Source organism: Gardnerella sp. DNF00747 (assembly GCF_049262675.1).
Classification (GTDB): domain Bacteria; phylum Actinomycetota; class Actinomycetes; order Actinomycetales; family Bifidobacteriaceae; genus Bifidobacterium; species Bifidobacterium swidsinskii.
The window spans coordinates 570510-586934 of record NZ_CP058394.1; the positions used below are offsets into that span (position 1 = coordinate 570510).

A 16425-nucleotide genomic window follows, 5' to 3' on the forward strand; every position below is an offset into this window, starting at 1 on the left:
CCAGGAGTGAAATGAACGAATCAGGCACCTTAACTTTGCGCAATATCTCTGTGTGGGATACTGGCGAACGTATTGATCTTATTGTTGATGGCGTTCGTCAGGATGCCCTTATAGAGCAGAATGCGCGCGTTACTGGCGACATTGACGCAAGCGATTGGGTTGTTGCTCCTGGCTTTGCAGATCCGCATGTACATTTTAGAGATCCAGGGCAAACAGCAAAAGAAACAATGATGACAGGCAGTGAGGCTGCTGCGGCTGGCGGTTATACGCAAGTTTTGATTATGCCAAATACTGTTCCTGCGGTAGACGGTGAGCCTTGGGATGACGCTCCATTTGATGTAGAAAATGTAGTTGACTATTTGCAGCGTTATGGTTGCATTTACGGCGTAAAATTGCCAGTTCGCTACGATTTAAGCGTGTGCGCATCATTGGGACGTAAAGGCTTAAAACCAAGCAATATTGAGCTTTGGAAAAAGTATGTTGCTGGAATCGACGACGACGAAAAAACTTCTCCTATGAAAAAGCACCCGATTACTGCTATAAGCGACGACGGTGCTGCAGTACCTGAACCGATTTTGCGAGATGTGTTAGCTATGGCAAAACAAACTGGTTTGCCATTCGTGGAGCATTGTGAGCATCATGATACGGGAGCTGTGAACGAGGGTCCGATTGCAAAAATGCTTGGTGTTGGTGGAATTCCAGCTTCTACTGAGCTTGCAATTGTTCAGCGAGATATTGATGCTTCCCGCGAAACTGGCGTACATGTGCATTTCCAGCATGTGAGCACTGCTGCTGCTTTTGAGGCGATTCGTAAAGCGAAGAAAGAGGGATTGCCAATTACATGCGAAACTGCGCCTCACTATTTAGCTTTATGTGATGAGGATGTTTTGCGATATGGTGCTATGGCTAAGATGAATCCTCCTCTTCGTTCAAAAGCGGACAGGCAAGCAACGCTCGCTGCTATTGCGGATGGCACAATTGACATGATTGCAACAGATCACGCGCCTCACACTGCGGAAGAAAAGTCAGGAGATTTTGCAAGCACTCCTAACGGAATTATTGGGCTTGAGTGCGCGTATGGTGTGTGCCGCAAAGTGCTTGTTGATGCAGGATATACGGACGATAAGCATTTAATCGAATTGATGGCAGTAAATCCAATGCAATTGATGAGCAGAAGACCTACTGATATTGCGGCTTTGCTTAACGTTTCTTCGCGATGCGCAAACAAGCGAACGCTGCGTTTAAGTATTACTGAGCACCCTGAAAACGTTGATTTAGTGCTGATTAATATGCGCGAAAATTGGGCGGTTGACGCAAATTTGTTCCATTCAAAAGCTCGAAACACTCCTTTTGATGGATGGCAACTTACAGGCAGACCTGTTGCGACGATTATTGGTTCAGAAATTGCTTTCTCGAGAATGTGATTGATTAAATATAAATTTGGAATGGTAGTAAATTATGGACGAACTTATTGAAGCGATTGCAGCCAAGCAAAATCCTAGTGTTGTGGGCTTGGACCCTAAGCCAGGTATTGTACCAGCCGAAATTATTAGCTCTCTTGCGGACGAAGTTTTGCAAGAAGTAGAAGGCGAGGATGCGCTGCCAACGCTTTTAGCTACAGCTTATTTTGAGTTTAATCGCGCTATTATCGACGCGGTTGCAGATTTTGTGCCGGCTGTAAAGCCGCAAATTGCGATGTACGAAGCACTAGGTTCCGCTGGAATGGACACGTACGCAATGACTTGCGAATACGCAAAATCGCAAGGATTAGTTGTAATAGGTGACGCAAAGCGCGGAGATATTGGCTCTACAGCTGGTCAGTATGCTGCTCATTTAAGCGGTTTCGCTAATCTTTCTTCATATTTTGAAGACGAAAATGCTACTGGTAACGCGCTTCCTCAATCTCTTAAAAATCTTCTAAAAAGCTCTAAAAATCTTGACGTTTGGCATGAAGATTCGCTTACAGTAAACCCTTATATGGGTTCGGATGGCGTGAAGCCTTTTATCGATGAAGCGGTAGCGCACGATAAAAGCATTTTTGTGCTGCTTCGCACTTCGAATCCTTCTAGCAAAGAGCTGCAGGAGCTTATTTTGCAAGATGGCAAGCCAGTGTATGAGCATATGGCTGATTTGATTGAGAACTGGGGTGCTTCAAGCATTGGTAAGCACGGTTATTCAAGAGTTGGTGCAGTTGTAGGTGCCACGCATCCGCAGGAGGGCAAGCATTTGCGCGAGATTATGCCGCACACTTTCTTCTTGGTTCCAGGCTATGGTGCTCAAGGCGGTACTGCTCAAGATGTTGCTGGAATGTTTGATGCAAATTCTGAAGGTGCTATTGTCAATTCTTCGCGCGGTATTATTGGTGCTTGGAAAAAGTCTGAAGATTACGCTAAAAATCAAGGGCACATGTCTCTCGATGACATTCTTGATATTGTGCGTGATTCTGCAGCTGTTGCTGCGAAAAATATGCGTGACGACTTGAGAAATGCAGTGTATCGCTAGAATGTATAACTAAAATAAATATAACTAAAAATATAATTAAAATTAAAAATAAAACGCAACGGTACAAAACACATACAAGGGTAGGGGAAACCACATGAGTGATGGCATGTTTATTCCAACGCGAAAAGCCTCTGGAAACGCCATAATTACGTTACGTGAAGACGCTTTTGATTCTTCCGGCTCAAGTTCTGCAGACGAAAGCAATAATGCAAAATATTCGCGCCTTTGGGGGCGTAGAGCTGTAGAAGTACTCAATAATGAGAAGCTAGACGAAGGCGTGTACCGTTTGACTTTGCGAGATTCTGAGATTGCTAAAAAAGCTGCTCCTGCGCAATTTGTGAACTTGTATTCCCCTGATCCAACTGCTATGCTTCCGCGTCCTTTTGGAGTTGCAAGCGTAGAAGGCGATACTTTTACTTTGATTTTTGCTGTGATTGGCAAAGGCACTGCTAAGTTTGCTGAGCTTAAGCCAGGAGATAGCATTGACGCTCTTGGACCTTTAGGACTTGGCTTTAATATTTCCAAACCTGCACATTATGTGTTGGTTAGTGGTGGCTTGGGCGTGCCACCTATTTTGTGTGCTGCTCAAGCGCTTTCAAAGCGTGAAGATTCTAGCGTAACGGCAGTGCTTGGCTACCGTAACAAGCGTTTTGCGGATGATTTAACGAAAGAATATATTTCAGACGTACACAGTATTACGAATGCTGAAGGAACTGTTATTACACTTCTTGACGAACTTGAAGAAAGTCAGCATTTTAATTTTGAAGACGATTTGCCAACGGTTATTTTGTCTTGCGGTCCTTTGCCTATGATGAAAGCCGTAGCTCACTGGGCGCATGAAAGAAATATTGAATGCCAACTCAGTTTAGAAGCGCGTATGGGCTGCGGATACGGAACTTGCGTTGCTTGCGTTGTTGACACTTTGGAAGGCAGGCTGAAAGTTTGCAACGACGGTCCTGTTTTTGATGCGAATCGTTTGGGTTGGGAGTAAAAAATATGAGTGCTGTAAATAATGCCGAAAATAATTCTGTAAATAACGCAAATTCCGCAACAAATTCCGCTGAAACTTTCGGTTTCGATAAAAGTCACGTTTGGAAGCATCCAACTCAAGTTGCAGGCGTTAAGTGGAAAAACATGGTTGGAACTGCTTCTGGAACTTTCCAGCTTGCAGCTTGCCGACGCTTTTACGACGTAAGCCAACTCGGCGCAATTTGTACAAAAGGTGTTTCCCCTGTTCCTTGGGAAGGAAATCCTTCTCCGCGCACTGCAGAATCTCCTTCTGGAATGGTAAACGCAGTTGGATTGCAAAATCCTGGTGTCGACCATTATTTAGTAGACGAGTTACCGAAACTAAAATCCATGGGAGCGCTTGTTATTACTAATGTTGCAGGGCACAGTGACGACGATTATGCGCAAGTTGTTGAAAAGCTTGCAGATTCTGCTGCAGACATGCTTGAAATTAACGTAAGCTGCCCAAACGTAACTCACGGCGGAATGAGCGTTGGCACGGATCCTGTGGCGCTTCACCGCTTAATTAAGCGTCTTCGCGCAATGACAGATAAGCCAATGATTGTAAAAATGACGCCAAATGTGACGGATATTGTTTCGATTTGCAAAGCTGCAGTTGATGCTGGAGCAGATGCTTTAAGCATGATTAATACGCTAGTTGGTTTGCGAATTGATATTCGAACAGGCGAGCCTATTATTGCAAACCGCACAGGCGGTGTTTCCGGTCCTGCAATCTTCCCGATTGGTCTTGGATTTGTGTGGCGAGTTCGTCAAGCTATGCCAGATATTCCAATTATTGGCATTGGTGGCATTGATTCCGGCGAAAAAGCTTTGGAATACTTGTATGCTGGCGCTAATGCTGTAGAAGTTGGTGCTGCCGCTTTGGTGGATCCTACTGCTCCTATTCGCATTGCTCGCGAGCTTGATGATTTGCTTGATTCTCGTCCAAAGCTTGCGTCTTTACTTGCCGAAGGAAAGACTTGGCGCTGAAATTAAGTATTTAAAAAGTATTTAGAAATTATTTAGAAAGTATTTAAAAATATTTTAAGAAAGAGAGCTAATTATGGCAGAATTAGACGAACGTTTTACAAAGTTTTTGCTTGATTCAGGCGCGCTTAAATTTGGTGACTTTACACTGAAATCTGGTCGTCAATCACCTTATTTTATTAACGCTGGAGCTTTTGACGACGGCATGAAAATCGCAAATCTAGGCGCATACTACGCTGAGCGCGTTGTTGCAGCAATCGAAGACGGCAAACTTCCGCAAGATATCGACACTGTTTTCGGTCCTGCTTATAAGGGCATTCCGCTGGCAGTTTCTACGGCAATGGCTTTGACGAATAATCACAATATGCCTGTTGGTTTTACTTTCGACCGTAAAGAGCGAAAGGACCACGGCGACGGCGGAATTATGGTTGGAAAGCCGCTAAAAGACGGCATGAAAGTTCTGTTAGTTGACGACGTAATGACAGCTGGAACTGCAGTTCGCGAAACTTTGCCAAAGCTTAAAGCGGAAGCAAATGTGCAAGTTGTTGGCTTGATTTTGGCAGTAGACAGAATGGAACGCACGAAAGACAGCGAGCTTTCTGCAGTAAAAGCAATAGAGCAGGAGTTTGGATTCCCAGTTTTGCCAATTGCAAACGTGCGCGAAATTTTCGCTGCAGCAAAGCGTTTAGTTAATGCTGACGGTAAGCCAGTTATGGATGAGGAATTAGCTTCGCGCGCTGCCGATTACTTGCGTACGTACGGTGCGTAATTATCCTCTACAATTTCGGAACCAAACGGCCACAACGCAAGTTTTGCCATTTTGAAAGATTGTATGCCAAATGGAATGCCAACAATTGTGCAGCAGCAAATGAATCCTGAAACGATATAGCCTAATGCAAGCATTGGCCCAATGAAAAATACAATCCATAGTATGTTCCAAATTGTGCTAGTGCCGCCTCGGTAAATAACATGTTTTCCAAATGGCGTGAGCGTGAGCTTTGCCATTTTGAATGCTTGAATACCGAATGGTATGCCAATAACGGTTATGCAAAGAAGGAAACTTATAAGTAACCAGCTTGCAGCAATGAAAAGACCGCCGAATATCAGCCACACAATATTGCCAAGAAGTTTCATAAAAGTAGTATATTAGTTTTTTAAGTTTTAATGAAGTATGATTTTGTTCGGTATTTATAGTGTGTTATGGCATTATGATTGTATTGCTGTATGTAGGTATGCTAGTGTTGCGTTATTGCTACGCAGTCTTTGTAGTTAAAGAGAAGGCAATTTTTATAAAGAATTTGAAATATTTATTGTAGGCTGGTGTAAAATCATGCGTTGCAATAGATGCATTTGTTTAAAGGAAGAATATGTTCTGCACGCAATGTGGTAATAAAAATGATGATAATAGCAAGTTTTGCAATACTTGCGGAGCGCTTTTAGAAGTTACGCCAGCAGTCGAGTCAGCAATCCAAAATCAACAATACGAATTGCCTACTAACGAAGTGCCTACTACTGTATTTCCTGCGCAGGAAGCTTTATCGGATAATCTAAGCGTTTCAGGTTCTCCTATTATGGGTTCTTCGAACGAACAGCCTTCTATGAATAATTCACCTTACGCACAAGGCGAAGCTCCGGCTAATTATTCTCATTCAGATGATGATAAGCGCAAGAAGAAAGTAATTATTACTTTAATAGCCGCTATTATTGCCTGTGTTTTGGTGATAGGTGCTGGTGCATGGTGGTATGTAAATAATGCGCGAACAGCTCAATCAAATAATAAAACTGAATTACAATCATCAAAATCAAAAAATAATAAATCTAAGCAGCATGTTCTAACCAATGATGATTTAGATTCAGACGATGAAGATAGTGATACTAGCAGCGATAAGGATAACGCTATTGGAGCGAGTGAAAAGCTCAATACCAAAAAAATCAATAAATTAGTAAACAATTTTGCTTCAAATAATAGCGTATCTGTAGCAATTTCTGGCAAGAAGGGCATATTGTATGAGTCTTCTAATTCTCGTAAAACATTCCCTGCTGTAGGTTTTTACTTCCCTGTTGTTCTTTATACTAAGGATAATCCACATCATGATTATGAAGATAAATGTGAAGATGTTATTAAGACAATGAGTAATGATTCCGCTAATGAACTTTTAGATGATCAAGGTGGCATAGACGGATTAGATCAATGGCTGTCAGATAATGGCTATGCAAATACATCTTTTACTCGCAAATATGGTGATATTGATGCATCGAACGATGGTCACGAAAATCTTACTTCTTCTCATGATGCTGCGATGATGCTTTCAAAAGCTATGCAAAATTCGACTATTGCCAATGCGACGGGTTACGATATTTCTGCTGATGGCGTGAACGTTCCAGACGGCATAGAGGTTATGGCTCATCGTGGTCAAGGAATTAAGAATGTTTATAACTATTTCTTGATTCTTAAGAAGGGCAAGAACAAGATTGGAGTGTCTGTTTTAACAAAAAGTGCAGATAAAGATGACGTTGCTGAATTTGTTTCAAAATTGTTGAATTTGCTGAAAAATAATCTTCAAATATATTAAGTTGACACTTTGTGGCATAATAAGCAAGGTTTATTTCTTAGCTGCTTAACTTGCAGCCTATTAGCGAAAGAAACGGGTAACTCGTGGCACAGACTACCAATGATATTAAGAATGGATCGGTTTTGAACCTTGACGGTCAGCTTTGGACCGTCGTTAAGTTCCAGCACGTGAAGCCAGGCAAGGGTCCTGCTTTTGTGCGCACCACCATTAAGAACGTGCTCTCGGGCAAGATTGTCGACAAGACTTTTAATGCCGGCATGAAGATGGAGTTCGAGACCGTTGATAACCGCACGTTGCAATATTCATACGAAGATGGTGACAACTTCGTCTTTATGGATATGACCACTTACGACCAGGTTTATATTCCTAAGGTTTTGGTCGGCGAGCAGAGCAAGTATTTGCTTGAGGGCACCGACTGCATCGTAAGCTTCCATGACGGCACTCCTTTGAGCGTTGAGCTTCCAGCTTCAGTAATTTTGACTATTACTCACACTGAGCCAGGCTTACAAGGCAACCGTTCTAACGCTGGTACTAAGCCTGCAACCGTGGAAACCGGTGCTGAAATCCAGGTTCCACTCTTCGTAGGTGAAGGCGAAAAGGTGAAGGTCGACACTCGTGACGGCTCTTATCTTGGTCGTGAAAACTAAAGAATTAATTATCTAATTAAAATAATTAGTTATCTAATTAAATTAGCTATTTATTTCTCAATAATTTTTATAGAGTGACCCGGTGGCGATTATTCGTTGCTGGGTCGCGTAATTTTTGATACAACTTTATTAAGTAATTTTTATACGTTACACAGAAGGGCGTTACGATGGCACGTTCTACCGCTCGTAAAAGGGCTTTGAATACGCTGTATGAGGCGGATGAGAAGAATCAGCATATTCTTTCTTTGCTTGAGGAGCGAGTTAAGGAGCCTGGCGCTCAAACTCCGCTCCCAGAGTACGCTGTTGAGATTGTTCGAGGCGTAGGAGAGCGACGTAACAGAATCGACAAGACGCTAAACCGCTATTCGACTGGCTGGAAAGTTGGCAGAATGGCTGTTATCGATCGCAATATTTTGCGCATTGCGGTGTGGGAAATGCTTCTTAACGATGAGATTCCAGATAAAGTTGCTATTGATGAGGCGATTGCGCTCGCAAAAATGTATAGCGATGACGAAGCTATTGCGTTTATTCATGGCTTACTAAGCGCGATTATGGCAGATAAAGATGCTTGCTTGGCAAAGTTTAACGGCGAATCTTCTCCTGAAGACGCTGCTACGGAAGAGTCTACGGAAGAAGCTGCTGCCGAGTAAGAAGCAATAACTATCGCCGGCGCGTCGCCCGTCCGCCAACCTGAGTAGACTTGCCACGAATATCCTAAAGCCATAAGGGGGTTAAGGTGGATTACAACGACACCTTTGCCGGATTCGGCAGTGATGATGCAGTATTGGTGTTGGAGGATGGTCAGGTTTACGTTGGTAAGCCTTTCGGTGCGCAAGGTTCTACGCGCGCTGAGATTGTGTTCTCCACGGGCATGACTGGTTATCAAGAAACATTAACTGATCCAAGTTATGATCAACAAATCGTAGTTCAAACATTCCCACATATAGGTAATACGGGAATGAATCACGAAGATTCAGAATCTGCCCACATTTGGGCTGCAGGTTACGTGGTTAAGGAGCCAAGCCCAGTAGTTAGCAATTGGCGAGCTGAAGGTTCCTTGGAAGACGATTTACAAAAGCAAGGTATCGTTGGCATTAGTGGTATTGATACTCGAAAGCTGGTACGTCATTTACGCTCGGTAGGCGTTATGCGTGCCGGCATTTTTTCTAATAAGGCCCTGGTTGATCCGTCAACCGGGGCTTTTCGTACCGTTGCTTCTTTCGTTGACGAAATTAAGCAGACTCCTCAAATGCAAGGCTTGCGCTTAACGGATGAAGTCAGCACTAAAGAAACGTATACGATTGAGCCTTGCGGTGATTTTGAAGGAAAAGATCCGCTTTACACGGTTGTAGCAGTTGACTTTGGTATTAAATCCATGACTCCTCACCGTTTGGCTGAGCGCGGCTGCCGTGTGCACGTCGTAAGCTCCTCAATAAGCTTCGAATCGCTGCAAGCTCTTAACGCGGACGGCGTATTCTTCTCGAATGGTCCTGGAGATCCTGGCCAAGCAAATCGCGAAGTTGAGCTTTTGCGTAAAGTGTTGGATGCAGGATACCCGTTCTTTGGTATCTGCTTTGGAAACCAGTTACTTGGTCGCGCGCTCGGCTTCGGAACTTACAAGTTAAAGTTTGGTCACCGCGGTATTAATCAGCCTGTAAAAGACGTTACAACCGGAAAAGTGGAAGTTACGGCTCACAATCACGGCTTTGCTGTGGACGCACCTCTTGACGGTCCTGTGCAATCTCCTTACGAAAACGGTCACTTTGGTCGCGTGCTAGTTTCGCATATTGACTTGAACGACAATGTTGTAGAAGGCTTGCAATGCCTCGATATTCCAGCGTTCTCAGTGCAATATCATCCGGAAGCTGCAGCAGGCCCGCACGACGCTTCCTATCTATTTGACCGTTTTGTGCAATTGATGCGCGAAAACGCTCGAAAAAGCAAGTAAGATTTTAATATTTACGGAAAGAGAAGTTTACTATGCCAAAACGTACTGATATTAAGTCGGTTATGGTAATTGGTTCTGGTCCGATTGTTATTGGTCAGGCTGCAGAATTTGATTATTCCGGAACGCAGGCTTGCCGAGTTCTTCGCGAAGAAGGTATTCGCGTAATTTTGGTCAACTCTAACCCGGCTACGATTATGACCGATCCGGAGCTTGCGGACGCAACATATATTGAGCCAATTGACACTTCGATTTTGGAGCGAATTATTGCGAAGGAGCGTCCGGATGCGCTTCTTCCAACGCTTGGTGGTCAAACTGCGCTTAATGCTGCAATGGATTTGGGTCGTGCAGGAATCCTAGAAAAATATAACGTTGAGCTTATTGGTGCTTCTTTGGAAGCAATCGACCGCGGAGAAGACCGAGAGCTTTTCAAAAAAGTCGTTGAAAAAGCCGGAGCTGAGTCAGCAAAATCCTTTATTGCTCACTCAATCGAAGAAGTAGACAAAATTGTTGAAACTTTAGGATACCCGGTAGTAGTACGTCCAAGCTTCACAATGGGCGGCTTGGGTTCTGGTATTGCTCATAACGAAGAAGAGCTTCACCGCATTGCAGGAGCTGGCATTCACTATTCTCCAACCAACGAAGTGCTTATTGAAGAAGGCATTGAAGGCTGGAAAGAGTTTGAGCTTGAGCTTATGCGCGACGCAAAAGATAACGTCGTAGTTGTTTGCCCAATCGAAAACGTCGATCCTGTAGGTGTGCACACTGGCGACTCGATTACAGTAGCTCCTTGCTTTACACTTACAGACCGCGAGTATCAGAAGATGCGCGATATCGGTATTGCTATTATTCGAGGCGTTGGCGTCGATACCGGCGGTTGCAATATTCAGTTTGCAATCAACCCTCAAACTGGTCGCATTATCGTCATCGAAATGAACCCGCGCGTGTCCCGTTCTTCCGCGCTCGCATCTAAAGCAACCGGCTTCCCAATCGCAAAAATCGCAACGAAACTTGCTCTCGGCTACACTTTGGACGAAATTCAAAACGATATTACGCGTTCAACTCCTGCAAGCTTCGAGCCAACAATCGACTACGTTGTAACGAAGATTCCGCGCTTTGCTTTCGAAAAGTTCCCAGGAGCAGACACCACGCTTACAACTTCTATGAAGTCAGTTGGCGAAGCAATGGCTTTGGCTGGAAACTTCCAGGAATCCCTTGGAAAAGCAATGCGCTCAATCGACAAGCGTCACGCGTGCTTTAGCTGGGATGGCGAGCGTCCAAGCAAGGAAGAAGTTAATAAGCTTCTTGAAGAAATGCACACTCCAACGGAGCACCGCTACTTGCAAATTCAGCGCGCGCTTTGGGGTGGAGCTACGCCGGAGCAGATTTTTGCAGCAACAAAAATCGACCCTTGGTTTGTAGAGCAGCTGGCTCAAATTAACGAAACTGCGCTCGCGGTTCGTGAAGCTGAAACTTTAACTCCTAAAGTTTTGAAGCGTGCTAAGCTTGCTGGTCTTTCGGACGTGCAGATTGCGCATTTGCGTAATCTTGGTGACGAAGGCGAAAACATGGTTCGTGAGCTTCGTTGGGCTTACGGTTTGCGCCCTGTTTACAAGACTGTTGACACTTGCGCAGCTGAGTTCGACGCAGCAACTCCGTACTACTATTCTTGCTACGCTGACGAAAGCGAGTTGAAGAAGCGCGATCGCGAAGCTGTGATTATCCTTGGCTCTGGTCCAAACAGAATCGGCCAGGGTATTGAGTTTGATTACACTTGCGTTCACGCTGTTCAGGAATTGGGCAAGGATTACGACACCATTATGGTTAATTGCAATCCTGAAACAGTTTCTACAGATTACGACATGTCTGACCGCCTTTACTTTGAGCCTCTTACTTTCGAAGATGTGCTTGAAATTTACGAAGCAGAAAAGAAGCTTGGACCTGTTAAGGGCGTGATTGTGCAGCTTGGTGGCCAAACGCCACTTTCGCTTGCTGCTCGTCTTAAAGCTGCAGGAGTTCCAATTTTGGGAACGACTCCTGAGGCTATTGATTTGGCTGAAAACCGTGAGCTTTTCGGCGAGGTTCTTCGTCAAGAAGGCATGAACGCTCCTCGATACGGTACAGCTTTAAGCCTTGAGGAAGCAAAAGATGCAGCTCACGCAATCGGCTACCCGGTTCTTGTGCGTCCAAGCTACGTACTCGGCGGTCGCGGAATGGAGATTGTGTACGACGACGCTCAGCTTGCAAAGTATGTTGATCGCGCATTGGATGAAGCTCGAGCAGACACTGTTGTTTCTGGCAGATTGCCTTCGCCGCTTTTGATTGATAAGTTCCTTCAGGACGCTATTGAAATTGATGTTGACGCGCTTTACGACGGCAACGAGCTTTATATTGGCGGCATTATGGAGCATGTTGAGGAAGCTGGCGTGCACTCTGGTGACGCTGCTTGTACTCTTCCTCCAAGCACGCTTTCGGACGATCAAATTCGCCGCCTTCGCGAAGGCACGCTTTCGATTGCGCGCGGCTGCTCAGTTCGCGGTCTGATTAACGTGCAGTACGCTTTTATGGCAAACACTTTGTATGTAATTGAAGCAAATCCTCGAGCGTCTCGTACTGTTCCGTTTGCTTCTAAAGCTACTGGTGTTGCTCTTGCTAAAGCTGCTGCTCGAATTATGGCTGGTGAAACAATTGCACAGCAGCGCAAGCGTGGACTTCTTCTTCCGCAAGGCGATGGTGGTGATATTCATCCAGGTCAGCAAGTTGCTATTAAAGCTTCTGTGCTGCCGTTCAAGCGTTTCCGCACTCCTGTTGGTCGTACGGTTGATATTTTGCTCGGACCAGAAATGCGTTCTACCGGCGAAGTTATGGGCTTCGATCGTGACTTCCCACATGCTTTTGCTAAGAGCCAGCTTGCAGCATACAAGGGTGGTTTGCCTACCAGCGGCAACGTGTTTGTGTCTGTAAGTGATGCAGATAAGCGTCAACTTCCGCTTCTTGCAGTGCGATTAGTGGAGCTTGGTTTTACGATTTGGGCTACTGAAGGTACAGCTTCTGTGCTTCGTCGTTATGGTATTGATTCCGTGATTGTCGATAAGCTTTCTAGTCAGGGCGACACGGCGAAGGATATGCCAAATAGTGAGAAAGCGCATGAAAGAATCGGTAAGAATGTTGTAGAGCTTATCGAAAATGGTAAGATTGATATGGTATTGAATACGCCGAATTCAAGGGGATCGCGCACTGATGGTTATGCCATTCGTGCAGCAGCTGTAGCAGCTGATCTTCCGCAATTCACTACTATTACCGAATTCGCACCAGTATTAATGGCTATTGAAGCTGTTAAGAACAACGATTATCAGGTGATGAGCATACAAGAACATGCTCAGCAGTTGTTTGCAATTGAACAGGCAGAAAGTCAAGAAAGTCGGGCTTAATACATGACCGAGAGCATTCGTGATCAAGAAGTGCAGGCGCAACGATCCGATTTTGGTTTGCGTTTGAAGAACGCTATGGCAAAATATGGACCATTGTGTGTTGGAATCGATCCTCATCGCAAAATGCTGCTTAATTGGGGATACAACATGGATGCTCTTGGAGCTGAACTTTTTTCTATGCGCATGCTGCAAGCTATGAATGGTAGGGCAGCGGCAGTTAAATTCCAATCCAGCATGTTTGAGCGCTATGGTTCTAAGGGTTTCGCAGCGCTTGAGCGTGTGCTGTATGCCGCTCGTCAAATGGATATTATTACTATTGTTGATTGCGGTCATGGAGGATTGTCTACTACTATTTCTGCGCTTGCAGACGCATATTTTAAGCCTGGAGCTCCGCTTCTTGCTGATGCTATTACTTTGCTTCCTTATTATGGCGCACGTTCTATGGGCGGCTTAATTAACGAAGCTCTTAATAACGGTCGCGGTGTTTTTATTGCGTCTCTAACTTCTAATCGCGAAGGCGCAAGTTTGCAAACTGCTATTAGGCAAAGCGGAACTTACCGCGGAACTACTGTAGCTCACGGAATTGCTCAAACGGCTCAAAGTTTTAACAATAAAACTAAAGGAATGGGTTCTGTTGGTTTAATTGTTGGAGCGACTATTGGCGACTGGATGAACGGTGGTGGAATTGACGTAACCAGTTTTACTGGTCCAATTCTTTCTCCTGGTTATGGGTGGCAAGGTGCAGAAGCTGACGATTTAAAGCGTGTTTTTGCTGGTACACATGGTAATGTATTGGTAACTGTTTCGCGTTCGATTGCGTCGCATGGTCCAAATATTGGTGAACTTTCGGCTGCAACTGAACGCATAGCATTGGATATTCGTCAGGCTCTTGTTGATTCAGGCGAATGTGTGTAAACGAGAGGTAAACAAATGGGTGCCACGGATGAGACTGCAGTTTCGCAGTCTAGACGTCGATTAATCGTATTAACGGGTCCTACTGCGGCTGGTAAAGGCACAGTAGAAGGCATACTTCGTGAGAAGCATCCACATATTTGGCTATCTGTTTCTGCTACCACTCGTGCGCCTAGACCTGGTGAATTTAATGGTATTCACTATTGGTTCTTAGATGAAGAAGAATTTGAGCGTCGTAAGCGTAATGGCGAATTCTTGGAAACTGCGCTGGTTCATGGCATGGCTCATTATGGCACCCTTCTTCAGCCTGTTTTGGATCATCTTACGCAAGATATTCCTACTTTGTTGGAAATAGATTTGCAAGGAGCTAGGCGTGTAAAACAAGAGGCAGCTCGTCTTGGATTAGAAGTCGTGTACGTGTTCATTGCGCCTCCGAGCTTTGAAGAGCTTAAGCGTCGTCTTATTGGTCGTGGTACTGAAACTCCTGAGCAGCAAGCAAAACGTTTGGAAACCGCTAAAGTTGAGATTGCTGCAGCTAAAGAGTTTGATGTTGTTATTGTGAACGATAATGCTGAGCGTGCCGCAGATGAACTGTGGAATGTTATTGCAAGCGAATACGACTTATAGTTAAAACTTACGCAATATCCAATCGATAGCATATAATAAGCCTTTTGGAACTATTGTGGCACCATAGAATTTGGAGAATATTATGGCATTAGGCACTCAGCCAACACCTACTGGTCTTGCGAATCCACCGATTGATGATTTAATGCAACATGCGGATTCCAAGTATGCGCTTGCCTTATTTGCTGCAAAACGAGCACGTCAAATTAATGCTTATTTTACTCAGCTTAATGAAGGTTTGCTTCAAAATGTTGGCCCACTAGTTGAGTATCAAAATCAAGAAAAGCCTTTAGCTATTGCTTTCCGCGAAATTAATGCTGGATTGCTTGAAGAGACTCTTGGTGAGGACGATTTAAGCGAAGGTAATTAATAAGCCTTGCTAATAAACGTCTTTATGGGTATTCGCAGTCGCGTATCATCCGTGCTCAATAAAGCGGATGCACGGCTGCGTTTTTCACTTTATTTAGCCTGTATTTAGCCTTATCGACTATAAACGTAAGGGGGAAATGTGGAAGAACGTAAATTAATTTCTGCAGAATCTGTAACTGAAGGTCATCCTGACAAGTTATGCGATCAAATTGCTGACGCTATATTGGACGATATGCTTCGTCAGGATTCTCATGCGCATGTTGCTGTAGAGGTTTGTGCTTCCGTTGGTCAGTTTGTGGTTTTTGGCGAAGTGCGTGGTGAAGTTTATAGCGATATTCCGGGAATCGTGCGTCAAGTTGTTCGTAATGTTGGCTACACGAGCTCCACAATTGGTCTTGATGCTGATTCTTGTGGTGTTATGGTTTCTTTAACTGAGCAAAGTGCAGAAATTAATCAAGGTGTTGCTAGGTTGGATGCTTCTTGCGAGAGTGCATCTTCTCGTGAGGAGCACTACGCTGCTCAAGGTGCAGGCGATCAAGGTGTTATGTTTGGTTACGCTAGCGACGAAACAGATACTTTAATGCCTTTGCCGATTTATCTTGCTCATCGTTTAGCTCAAAAGCTTGCTAAAGTTCGTAAAGATGGCACTGTTGCGCATTTGCGTCCAGATGGGAAAACTCAAGTAACGATTGAGTATGATTCAAAAGGATTGCCTAAACGTTTGGATACTGTGCTTATTTCTACTCAGCATGACCCAGAAGTTTCTAGAGACTGGTTACAAGATCAGCTTGTTGAACATGTTGTTAATCCTGTGTTGGACGAAGTTCTTGCTCAAAAAGTTGCGCACGATTCGTACCGTATGCTTGTAAACCCTACTGGCTCCTTCGTTTTGGGAGGTCCTGCAGCTGATTCGGGCTTAACTGGTCGAAAAATTATTGTTGACACTTATGGTGGTGCTGCTCATCATGGTGGTGGAGCTTTTTCCGGTAAGGATCCTAGCAAAGTTGACCGTTCTGCAGCTTATGCAGCTCGCTGGGTTGCAAAAAATATTGTGGCAGCTGGTTTAGCTCATAAGGCAGAAGTTCAAGTTGCTTATGCTATTGGTATTGCTGATCCTGTAAGCGTAAACGTAGAAACTTTCGGAACTGAAGCTGAAGGTATTACGCGTGCAGATATTGCGCGTGCTGTGCGTGAAGTATTTGATTTGCGTCCGGCTGCGATTATTGACGAGCTTAACTTGCTTCAGCCAATTTATGCTCCAACTGCAGCTTATGGTCATTTTGGCCGTACGGATGTTAAATTCCCTTGGGAAGAAACGAATCGTATTGAGCAATTGAAAGATGCGCTAAAAAAGTAGTTTTATTGATAAATTTTGCTGTAAAATAACAGTAATTATGTGATGTAATTCAAGTAAAACTAAGGGTTAT

At 44.4% G+C, this 16425-nt stretch carries 15 protein-coding genes; 14 read left to right on the forward strand and 1 reads right to left on the reverse strand.

Annotated features, from left to right (window positions below):
- The first annotated feature begins 11 nt into the window (after positions 1 to 11).
- The 5 genes from HXT32_RS02040 (at position 12) to pyrE (ending at position 5266) form a co-directional block, all read left to right on the forward strand.
- Positions 12 to 1424, forward strand: coding sequence for a dihydroorotase (locus HXT32_RS02040; protein WP_102703164.1), 1413 nt, complete (start codon positions 12 to 14; stop codon positions 1422 to 1424).
- 34 nt (positions 1425 to 1458) lie between these two features.
- The gene (pyrF, locus tag HXT32_RS02045) at positions 1459 to 2502 is read left to right on the forward strand and encodes an orotidine-5'-phosphate decarboxylase (RefSeq protein WP_012914270.1); all 1044 of its coding nucleotides are present in this window, start codon (positions 1459 to 1461) and stop codon (positions 2500 to 2502) included.
- 94 nt (positions 2503 to 2596) lie between these two features.
- Positions 2597 to 3493, forward strand: coding sequence for a dihydroorotate dehydrogenase electron transfer subunit (locus tag HXT32_RS02050; RefSeq protein WP_415693711.1), 897 nt, complete (start codon positions 2597 to 2599; stop codon positions 3491 to 3493).
- Positions 3494 to 3498: 5 nt separating this feature from the next.
- A complete protein-coding gene (locus HXT32_RS02055; protein WP_285089376.1) occupies positions 3499 to 4500 on the forward strand; it encodes a dihydroorotate dehydrogenase in 1002 nt (333 codons plus the stop codon).
- A 73-nt stretch (positions 4501 to 4573) separates the two neighbouring features.
- Positions 4574 to 5266, forward strand: a complete 693-nt coding sequence (gene pyrE, locus HXT32_RS02060; protein WP_119522734.1) for an orotate phosphoribosyltransferase — start codon at positions 4574 to 4576, stop codon at positions 5264 to 5266.
- On the opposite strand, the gene HXT32_RS02065 is transcribed toward pyrE, so the two are convergent.
- Positions 5242 to 5631 carry a YccF domain-containing protein gene (locus HXT32_RS02065; protein WP_119522736.1) on the reverse strand — a complete coding sequence of 130 codons (390 nt, stop codon included), beginning with the start codon at positions 5629 to 5631 and terminating at the stop codon, positions 5242 to 5244. The two genes, pyrE and HXT32_RS02065, sit on opposite strands and share 25 nt — an antisense overlap.
- Positions 5632 to 5864: 233 nt before the next feature.
- Here HXT32_RS02065 and HXT32_RS02070 point away from each other — a divergent pair, with 233 nt between their 5' ends.
- The 9 genes from HXT32_RS02070 (at position 5865) to metK (ending at position 16355) form a co-directional block, all read left to right on the forward strand.
- On the forward strand, positions 5865 to 7070 hold the full coding sequence (locus HXT32_RS02070; RefSeq protein ID WP_004108607.1) for a zinc-ribbon domain-containing protein: 1206 nt from the start codon (positions 5865 to 5867) through the stop codon (positions 7068 to 7070).
- An 83-nt stretch (positions 7071 to 7153) separates the two neighbouring features.
- Complete coding sequence (gene efp / locus HXT32_RS02075; RefSeq protein ID WP_004111770.1) at positions 7154 to 7717, forward strand: elongation factor P; 564 nt, start codon at positions 7154 to 7156, stop codon at positions 7715 to 7717.
- Between the two features lie 167 nt (positions 7718 to 7884).
- The gene (gene nusB / locus HXT32_RS02080; RefSeq protein WP_004108611.1) at positions 7885 to 8367 is read left to right on the forward strand and encodes a transcription antitermination factor NusB; all 483 of its coding nucleotides are present in this window, start codon (positions 7885 to 7887) and stop codon (positions 8365 to 8367) included.
- An 86-nt stretch (positions 8368 to 8453) separates the two neighbouring features.
- Positions 8454 to 9665: a glutamine-hydrolyzing carbamoyl-phosphate synthase small subunit gene (gene carA, locus HXT32_RS02085; RefSeq protein WP_119522737.1), complete on the forward strand. Its 1212-nt coding sequence runs from the start codon at positions 8454 to 8456 to the stop codon at positions 9663 to 9665.
- 32 nt (positions 9666 to 9697) lie between these two features.
- On the forward strand, positions 9698 to 13093 hold the full coding sequence (carB, locus tag HXT32_RS02090; RefSeq protein ID WP_012914264.1) for a carbamoyl-phosphate synthase large subunit: 3396 nt from the start codon (positions 9698 to 9700) through the stop codon (positions 13091 to 13093).
- A 3-nt stretch (positions 13094 to 13096) separates the two neighbouring features.
- Positions 13097 to 14008 (forward strand): orotidine-5'-phosphate decarboxylase, encoded by a 912-nt coding sequence (pyrF, locus tag HXT32_RS02095; protein ID WP_004106386.1) that lies wholly within the window; start codon positions 13097 to 13099, stop codon positions 14006 to 14008.
- 15 nt (positions 14009 to 14023) lie between these two features.
- Positions 14024 to 14632, forward strand: coding sequence for a guanylate kinase (gmk, locus tag HXT32_RS02100; RefSeq protein WP_012914263.1), 609 nt, complete (start codon positions 14024 to 14026; stop codon positions 14630 to 14632).
- An 82-nt stretch (positions 14633 to 14714) separates the two neighbouring features.
- Complete coding sequence (rpoZ, locus tag HXT32_RS02105) at positions 14715 to 14999, forward strand: DNA-directed RNA polymerase subunit omega (RefSeq protein ID WP_004108619.1); 285 nt, start codon at positions 14715 to 14717, stop codon at positions 14997 to 14999.
- Positions 15000 to 15137: 138 nt separating this feature from the next.
- The gene (metK, locus tag HXT32_RS02110; protein WP_004108620.1) at positions 15138 to 16355 is read left to right on the forward strand and encodes a methionine adenosyltransferase; all 1218 of its coding nucleotides are present in this window, start codon (positions 15138 to 15140) and stop codon (positions 16353 to 16355) included.
- Positions 16356 to 16425: the final 70 nt, after the last annotated feature.